Raw genomic sequence first — 7,981 nt, 5'->3', positions numbered from 1 at the left:
TTTTCTTCCTGTGAAAAATTCATTTTGGGGTACGGGCCTGCTGTTCGCCGCCCTGTGGTCTTCGGCATCCGTTGCCGCCAAGTTCGGCCTGCAATCGGCAGAACCGATGCTCTTGTTTGACATTCGCTATTTTGGAGCGGGCATCCTCCTACTGACCTACGCCCTAGGCGTGGAAAAACAACGCCTACCCCAAGGCAAAGAGTGGCTACAGATCGCGACGTTTGGTTTACTGAATACCGTGGTGTATCTGAGTCTGTTCGTTTTTGCCATGAAACAGGTGGCGGCGGGTATCGGCAGTCTGGCTATTGCCTTAAATCCCTTGCTGATCAGCGTTTTATCCGCTTTCTGGACGGGACAAAAAGTAGCTTCCAAACAATGGACGGCCATTGCTCTGGGGATGGCTGGGGTTGCTCTGGCTACGTATCCCCTGCTGCAAAATAGTTTCGCTACTCCGCAGGGACTCCTGCTTCTTTTTCTGAGTATGCTTTCCTACTCCGTCGCTACGATCTACTTTTCGGGCATTGACTGGAAACTTTCGAGAAGTAGTATCAATGGCTGGCAAACGCTGATGGCGGGGCTGATTTGCCTGCCGCTGGTGTTTGTGTTTCACGAAAAACCAAACCTTTTCGATACGCGTTTCTGGGCTTCGGAAGTCTGGTTGACCATCTTCGTATCCGTGCTCGCGGTGCAGTTATGGTTAAAACTGCTGCATACCGATGCCGTACGAGCCTCCTTGTTTCTTTTCCTCTGCCCCGTATTTGGCTTCGCTTACGCTACCTTTTTGCTGGGTGAACCGTTTAGCTGGTATACGGGCCTGGGTACGGTATTGGTACTGGTTGGCTTGTGGATGGGTCAGAAAAAGTAGGCGATTATTTTCATGGCCTGCAAAAAACTTTTGCTGATACGCTTGACTTGTAAAACTTTCTTCTGTTTACTTTGCAACACAAAGTACTTCAGCAAATGATTCAAGAAGATCCTCTACGCGACTTGTCTGAGATTCGTCAGATGATGGAACGGTCCTCGCGTTTCCTGTCTTTAAGCGGATTATCCGGCGTATTTGCGGGAAGTGTGGCCTTATTGGGAGCCGGAGCCGCCTGGAAATTTCTGGAAGGTACGCCTTCCCTGGTTACCACTCCGTTCGCCGATCGGCCTTATGGGTTCTATCAGTTTTTCATTGTCAACTTCGGCGGTGTACTGCTGTTGTCGCTCATTGGCGGTTTTTATTTTACGAACCGTCGGGCCCGAATCAAAGGCTGGAAACTTTGGGATGCTACGTCGAAACGGTTGTTCGTCAACCTGGCCATTCCTTTAGCTACGGGAGGTATTTTCTGTTATTTTCTGTTGTTTAGAGCCCCTGAACTCATTGCCGCCAGTACCTTGATTTTTTACGGCCTCGCCCTGATCAACGCCAGTAAGTATACCCACAGCGATGTACGAAATCTGGGTCTTTGCGAGCTTTTATTGGGTATTATCTGCGGTTGGTTTGCGGCAACGGGCACCAGCCTGTTATTTTGGGCCCTGGGTTTTGGGGTACTCCACATTCTGTACGGCATTATTCTGTACCGGAAATACGGAGCTTAAGCGGACTCAAACGGGTCTGATTGGTGGTATGAAAAATGTAATTGAGCAGTTAAATAAAGCGTTTGAGAACCGGGTTCGGCTCGGCATCATGTCGGTGCTGATGGTGAATGACTGGGTGGAATTCAACACGCTCAAAGAAACCCTGCAGCAAACCGATGGAAACCTAGCCAGCCACCTGACGGCTCTCGAAAAAGTGCAGTACGTAGCCGTACGGAAAGGCTTCATTGGCCGTAAACCCAATACCTCCTTTCAGGCTACGCTCAGCGGTCGTCAAGCCTTTCAGGAACACCTGGACGCTCTGGAAATGCTTTTAAAATCAGTACCGAATAAGTCTTAATTTTTTTTGCACTTCAACTTTGTAATTCAAAGTACTTTTTAAAAATATGCATTATGTCACGGGCCTTCTATCTGTTAGTCACTGCGGTTCTTTTGAAAAATTATTTGTTTTATGAGCAGGGCTCCGGTCTTAATTATTTTGCGTTTGCTCTTTTACTTTTAGCTCTTGTACTCTGGCGAAAGTCTGGTTTGTTTCGCGAACGAAACATGCAGTTAACTACAGCAGGCTTTCTTCTAACCGGATTTACCGCCGTCTATTATGGCAATTCCCACACGCTGATTCTTTACGTTGTATCCGTTTTCTTACTGATAGGCTATAGCTCCGTTACCCAGCTTTCCCCCTATGTGTCAGCCTTCAACGGCATTCTTAGTAGCTTGGGTCTTGCCTCTTTTCAGGCCAGCTCACAATGGCTGACGTCATCCAGCAATAGACCTACGCATCGGCAATTGATTCGACAGTTCCGGGTGCTGCTGCTCCCCTTCCTTGTCACACTAGGTTTTTACGGACTCTACTACTGGGCAAACCCTGATTTTAGTCTATTTGATCGCTCGTATGTACTGGACACCGATTATATTTTTTTAACTATGCTGGGATTCATCTGGCTTCCGTCCCTGGTATTCCCGTATTCGGCTAAAGTCTTTGCCGAGGCAGATTTGAAGCTTACCAACACGCTCAGTCGCATTCGGGGTCGTTATAAGGGACATGTGCTGGGTCTGAAATGGGAATATCGGCAAGGCGTTGTGATGCTGGGTATGCTAAACCTACTGTTACTCGTTTTTTTGGTTTTCGAAGGTTTGATGTTTGGTGATGTTCAGCAACAACAAACCGCTTATGATTTTTCCCAATCCGTACACGATAGCGTCAATGTGCTTATTTTCAGTATCCTGTTAGCGATCACGTTAATGCTATTCTACTTCCGCAAGAACCTCAACTTCTTTCCTAAAAATCGAACCCTGATTCGATTGGCCTACACCTGGATTTTTCTGAATCTGCTTTTGCTGGGTGTTACGACCTATACCAATATGCTTTACATTGAGAATAATGGACTTACCTTCAAACGCATCGGGGTTTACTTTTGGCTTTTCCAAACGGGGTGTGGTTTGTTCACTACGCTCTATAAAATTCACTATAAAAAATCAATCGCTTTCCTTTTTAGAATCAATAGCTGGGTCTGCTATTTCACGCTTATTGTATTCACCGCAGTACCCTGGACAAGCATCATTACAACCTATAATCTTTCAAGAGCTCAAATCTTAGACCTTGAGTATCTAAAGGAGTTTCTGCCCTATAATCTGCCTCAACTGCAGGAATCTGTTTACGTCTACTCACAGTCCCTAGAGCTGAAAGCTGACTTGCTTAAATCGGCTCAAACCTTTCAGAAGCAATACAAGCAAAACCCACACACCTGGCAGTCCTGGAATTACGCCGACTGGAAAATTAATCAGTACATCGAAACCCACCCTTTTTCAAGTAACTCATCCATTCCTACTTCATGCCTATGAAATCCCGTACGTTTCAACTCGCCAGCCTGACGGCTCTCTCGCTGCTTTCCGCCAGCTTTCTGGTCATTCGTTTCGGACTGCTCCGGAGTGGCTGGTACGTTATGATCAACTGGAACCTGTTTCTGGCCTGGCTTCCGCTGGTGTTTTCACTCTGGTTCGAAAAACTGACGCATCAACCTTCCCGACTCAAACTCGTAGCCGTAGGGACGCTTTGGCTCCTATTTTTTCCAAATGCTCCCTACGTCATCACGGATCTGATTCACATTCAGAATACGATGGGAATTCCGGTCTGGCACGACGCGGTGATGATTTTCAGTTATGCTTTTGTAAGCTTGCTCTGCGGATTGCTTTCCTTTCACTGGATGCGAAAAAACCTGCTGCGAATTCTGCCGCAATGGGCGGATTATCTGATGCTGGCCGCCCTGCCCCTCAGCAGTTTTGGTATCTATCTGGGCCGGGTAAAACGCCTCAACAGCTGGCACCCGTTTACCCACCCGACCTTACTCGTGCGGCAGATTCTGGAAAGTCTGGTCAGCAAACAGGCGATGCTGATGACCCTTGAATTTTCCGTACTCCTTGGAATTTCGTACCTGATGCTTTTAAGTTTGATGGAGAATGAGCGATCGTACTAGCTATTGGCCCATTCACAAACCTGTACAGCCCAGAACCATGCCCATTGATATTCCCAAGTTTTTCCGAAGTGTCCGGTACGCCAGCAAAGGGCTACGCGTGATGGTCTATTCGGAAAACAACGCTCGTATTCACTTTCTGGCTACAGCAGTCGTCATCTTTTTGGGCTTTTACCTCAACATCACCAAACGCGATTGGGTCAACCTGGTGCTGTGTATCGTACTGGTCTGGATTACTGAAGCCATTAATACCGCTATCGAGAAGATCGTGGATATGGTGTCGCCTGAGTACCGGAAAATTGCTGGAGAAATTAAGGATCTAGCCGCCGGAGCAGTACTGGTAGCCGCCCTCTTTGCCTTATTTGTCGGCGTAATGACATTCAAGGAATATATTCCCTGGCAGGACTGGATGACCGACCTGGGCATTCCCCTACCGGCGGAAGAAGAAGAAATCTTTTAACGACTGATTTTCAACCAATCAGCCCACCCGCCGGAGCCGAACCGCGGGTGGGCTGATTCTTTTGTTACCTGCTATTGTCAAAGCTGACCATCCTGCTTACATTCGCTTAACCTCTTCCAGTACCACGATGCGACAAAGACTATGACTCGTTTTTTACTCCTCTGCTTCTGGCTCCTGGCGGGCACGCTGGAAGCACAAATGATGCCCTCCAGGCGGCTGGAGATTATGCGGGATGAAAAAAAATCGGAAGATTTTGAAGTGCTGTCACTCGGCAAACAGGGCGTACTGATCACTAAAACCGTAGACGATCCCTTTCGGGGCATCGCCCATTTATACCATTTCAGTCGGTACGATTCCACGCTGGCACCTCGCTGGGAAACGGAATTCCAACTCAAGTATCCCTTCGAAGGTTTGCTCTCCTACCATACCGACGAGCAATTGTACTGGCTCTGCGGTGATCCTCATTCTGATAAAATTCAAATCTGGAAAATCAACCTGGAAACGGGCGATACGGAAATGATTGATGGCGAAGTACTGGCGATTGACGAGGTTTCCAAGTTTAAAGTACTCGGCAACAAAGCCTTTCTAGCGGGTACGTACAACGACCGTCCGGTCGTGGTGGCCTTTAGTTTCTTCGACAAAAGTTCAAAGGCTCTGCCCGAACTATACGATTCTCACCTGTCGATCAATGAACTGGATGTGGACGAACGCAGCAATCAAATCCACGTTTTTAGCCGACTGACCCGTAAAGGCAAATGTCAGCTTCAGTTGCAATCGTACGATTACGACGGTCGGCTCCTGCATAAAACCATGCTGAGTGACGAGTCCGGCAATAGCCTGATCACTGCCAAAATTGTTCGCCTAAAGACCGGAGAATCCCTGCTGGTCGGGAATTACTCGTTGAATTGTTCGGATTATTCGCAGGGCCTGTACCTGACTAAACTCAACGGCTCCGAGTCGGATGCGATTCGGTACGTGCCTTTTCATGAACTACAGAATTTCTTCAACTACCTCAAACCCAGTCGGCAGGAACGGCTAAAAAACCGGATCGCCGAACAGCAGAAACGCGGTAAAGACCCCAAGTTTCACTACCTGCTCCAAATTCATGATCCGGTTCCCACTGATGATGGATATTTGCTGGTGGCCGAAGCCTATTTCCCGCAGGCGAAAACGACGGCTTCTACGACCCCTTTCGTCGTCAGTCGTCCCCGCCGCAGTAGCTACGACTCGTACCGATATACGCACGCTTTAGTATGCGGACTGGATGCTTCGGGTAGCTTCGTCTGGGATAATTCCATGGACCTCAAAGATTTGACGACGGACGTACTCGGACCGCAGGTGCAACTCAGCTCGGAAGGCGATACCCTGCGGCTCACGTATTCGCACGAGAACAAAGTACGGGCCGTGCAGATTCAGGGTAGCAAAACGCTGGGTAAACCGCAGGAGTACGAATTATTTTCCGAAGAACTCAAGAAGAACATGGATCGTGATACGTACCCTTCACTGGCTTCGTGGTATGGGCCGTATTTCCTGAGCTGGGGCTACCGTAAATTTCCGGCTACGGCCCAGCAGCCCACACGCGAGGCTTTTTTCGTGTACAGACTCGAACATCCACGAGTAGTCGAAGAATAGCTTTTTCTGTACCAGAGCCTTTCTGGATGACTTTGCTGGGAAAGACTCCCGCCAGTATAACCGAAAACGGTAAACGGGCTGTATTTTTGCCGGATGAATCTTAAAACTTCACTGCAGGTATTACGAAACGGGGGCTTATTGCTGCAACCCACCGATACCGTCTGGGGAATAAGCGGCGATGCCACCCGTACGGAAACGGTAGCCTTGCTCCGGGATACCTGTCAGATTCCCACCACCCAGGGATTAATTGTACTTTTATGGGATACCTCCGTACTGGATCGCTATGTGGTACGCGTACCCGAACTAGCGTATGACCTCATCGAATACGCCGAAGATCCGCTTACGGTTATCTTTCCCAAGGGAAAAAACGTAGCCGAAAATGTACTGGGACCCGACGGCAGTCTGGCCATTCGTGTGTTGAAGAAATCCCCTATTCTGGATCTGGTACAGGCTTTTGGCCGTCCCTTGGTGTCTACAATAGCTACGGTAGCAGGACAGCCCTCACCCCGTACGTTGGCGGATATTCCCGAAAACATCCGTCAGGCTGTACAGGAAACGATACCTGCCCCGGCAGGCTGGCAACCGACCAAACCTTCCCGCATCGTACGTCTGGGCGTAGGCGGTGAATTTGAATTTATCCGTAAATAGTTTGATTGAATACTGGAATTCCGGAGGATGGCAACGCCCTTCCGGATTCTCAATTACCCGGTTCACATGACTGAACACCTTAAAAATCATCCCGTATTTCCGATTATTGCCCGTTCGGCGGCAGAACTCAACGTTCCCGCCTACGTCATTGGGGGTTACGTACGGGATTTATTACTGAACCGTCCTTCGAAAGATATTGACATTGTTTGCGTAGGTAGCGGTATTGCTCTCGCCGAACAAGTCGCGAAAAATGCCGGTCGCGAACACGTCTCGCTGGCCGTCTACAAAAATTTTGGTACCGCCCAGGTCAAGTTCGACGGCTGGGAAGTCGAATTTGTCGGAGCCCGGAAAGAGTCGTATCGTTCCGATTCTCGTAAGCCCGTCGTGGAAGATGGTACGCTGGAAGACGACCAGAATCGGCGGGATTTTACCATCAATGCCCTGGCTCTTTCCCTGAATCCGAACGATTTTGGTACGCTAATCGATCCGTTTGACGGACAGGCGGACTTACGACGGAAAATCATCCGTACGCCACTGGACCCGGCTATTACGTTTTCGGATGATCCCCTGCGGATGTTACGGGCCATTCGATTCGCTACGCAACTGAACTTCGATATTGACCCGGATACCTTTACGGGCCTGGAGCAGACGGCTCCCCGTATCGAAATCATTTCGCAGGAGCGGATTACTGACGAGCTGAATAAGATCTTACGTACCCCGACGCCTTCCTACGGTTTTAAACTGCTGGAAATTGCAGGATTACTGAATCTGATTTTCCCCGACTTTGTGGCCTTGAAAGGAGCGGAACAAATCGATGGGAAAGGGCATAAGGACAATTTTTACCATACCTTACAGGTACTCGACAACGTGTGCCGAACCAGCGATGATTTGTGGGTACGCTGGGCGGCCGTACTGCACGACATTGCCAAACCGGCGACGAAACGTTTTCACCCCAAAATCGGCTGGACTTTCCACGGCCACGAAGAGATGGGAGCCCGCATGGTACCTACCATTTTCCGGAAATTCCGTTTGCCATTGGGCGAAGAAATGCGGAAGGTACAGAAGCTCGTTCGTTTGCACCTGCGGCCCATTGCCCTAGCCAAAGACGGCATTACCGATTCGGCCCTTCGCCGGGTGATGGTGGAAGCCGGGGACGATCTAGACGACCTGATGCGGTTATGCCGGGCGGATA

General features: G+C 49.2%; 9 protein-coding genes. All 9 read left to right on the top strand.

Features of this window, described 5'->3' with window-relative positions; genetic code table 11:
* Window positions 1-10 precede the first annotated feature (10 nt).
* Window positions 11-865, top strand: a complete 855-nt coding sequence (locus ACOJTG_RS04230; RefSeq protein ID WP_420152673.1) for a DMT family transporter — start codon at window positions 11-13, stop codon at window positions 863-865.
* 95 nt (window positions 866-960) lie between these two features.
* Entirely contained in the window at window positions 961-1,581 is a 621-nt protein-coding gene (locus ACOJTG_RS04225) for a hypothetical protein (protein WP_420152672.1), read from the top strand.
* Window positions 1,582-1,609: 28 nt separating this feature from the next.
* Window positions 1,610-1,918, top strand: coding sequence for a winged helix-turn-helix domain-containing protein (locus ACOJTG_RS04220; protein WP_094809211.1), 309 nt, complete (start codon window positions 1,610-1,612; stop codon window positions 1,916-1,918).
* Window positions 1,919-1,971: 53 nt separating this feature from the next.
* Window positions 1,972-3,420 (top strand): DUF4173 domain-containing protein, encoded by a 1,449-nt coding sequence (locus ACOJTG_RS04215; RefSeq protein WP_420152671.1) that lies wholly within the window; start codon window positions 1,972-1,974, stop codon window positions 3,418-3,420.
* Entirely contained in the window at window positions 3,417-4,052 is a 636-nt protein-coding gene (locus ACOJTG_RS04210) for a DUF1361 domain-containing protein (protein WP_420152670.1), read from the top strand. The genes ACOJTG_RS04215 and ACOJTG_RS04210 overlap by 4 nt, the downstream gene beginning before the upstream one ends.
* Window positions 4,036-4,509: a diacylglycerol kinase family protein gene (locus tag ACOJTG_RS04205; RefSeq protein WP_420152669.1), complete on the top strand. Its 474-nt coding sequence runs from the start codon at window positions 4,036-4,038 to the stop codon at window positions 4,507-4,509. The genes ACOJTG_RS04210 and ACOJTG_RS04205 overlap by 17 nt, the downstream gene beginning before the upstream one ends.
* Before the next feature lie 141 nt (window positions 4,510-4,650).
* Window positions 4,651-6,141, top strand: coding sequence for a hypothetical protein (locus ACOJTG_RS04200; protein ID WP_420152668.1), 1,491 nt, complete (start codon window positions 4,651-4,653; stop codon window positions 6,139-6,141).
* A 93-nt stretch (window positions 6,142-6,234) separates the two neighbouring features.
* The gene (locus tag ACOJTG_RS04195) at window positions 6,235-6,789 is read left to right on the top strand and encodes an L-threonylcarbamoyladenylate synthase (protein ID WP_420152667.1); all 555 of its coding nucleotides are present in this window, start codon (window positions 6,235-6,237) and stop codon (window positions 6,787-6,789) included.
* 66 nt (window positions 6,790-6,855) lie between these two features.
* A partial coding sequence (locus ACOJTG_RS04190; protein WP_420152666.1) for a CCA tRNA nucleotidyltransferase occupies window positions 6,856-7,981 on the top strand: 1,126 nt, incomplete at its 3' end.

The organism is Siphonobacter sp. (genome assembly GCF_048595215.1).
GTDB lineage: Bacteria > Bacteroidota > Bacteroidia > Cytophagales > Spirosomataceae > Siphonobacter.
The sequence above is the reverse complement of the archived record's forward strand: the minus strand, read 5'-3'. Positions and strand labels throughout refer to the sequence as shown.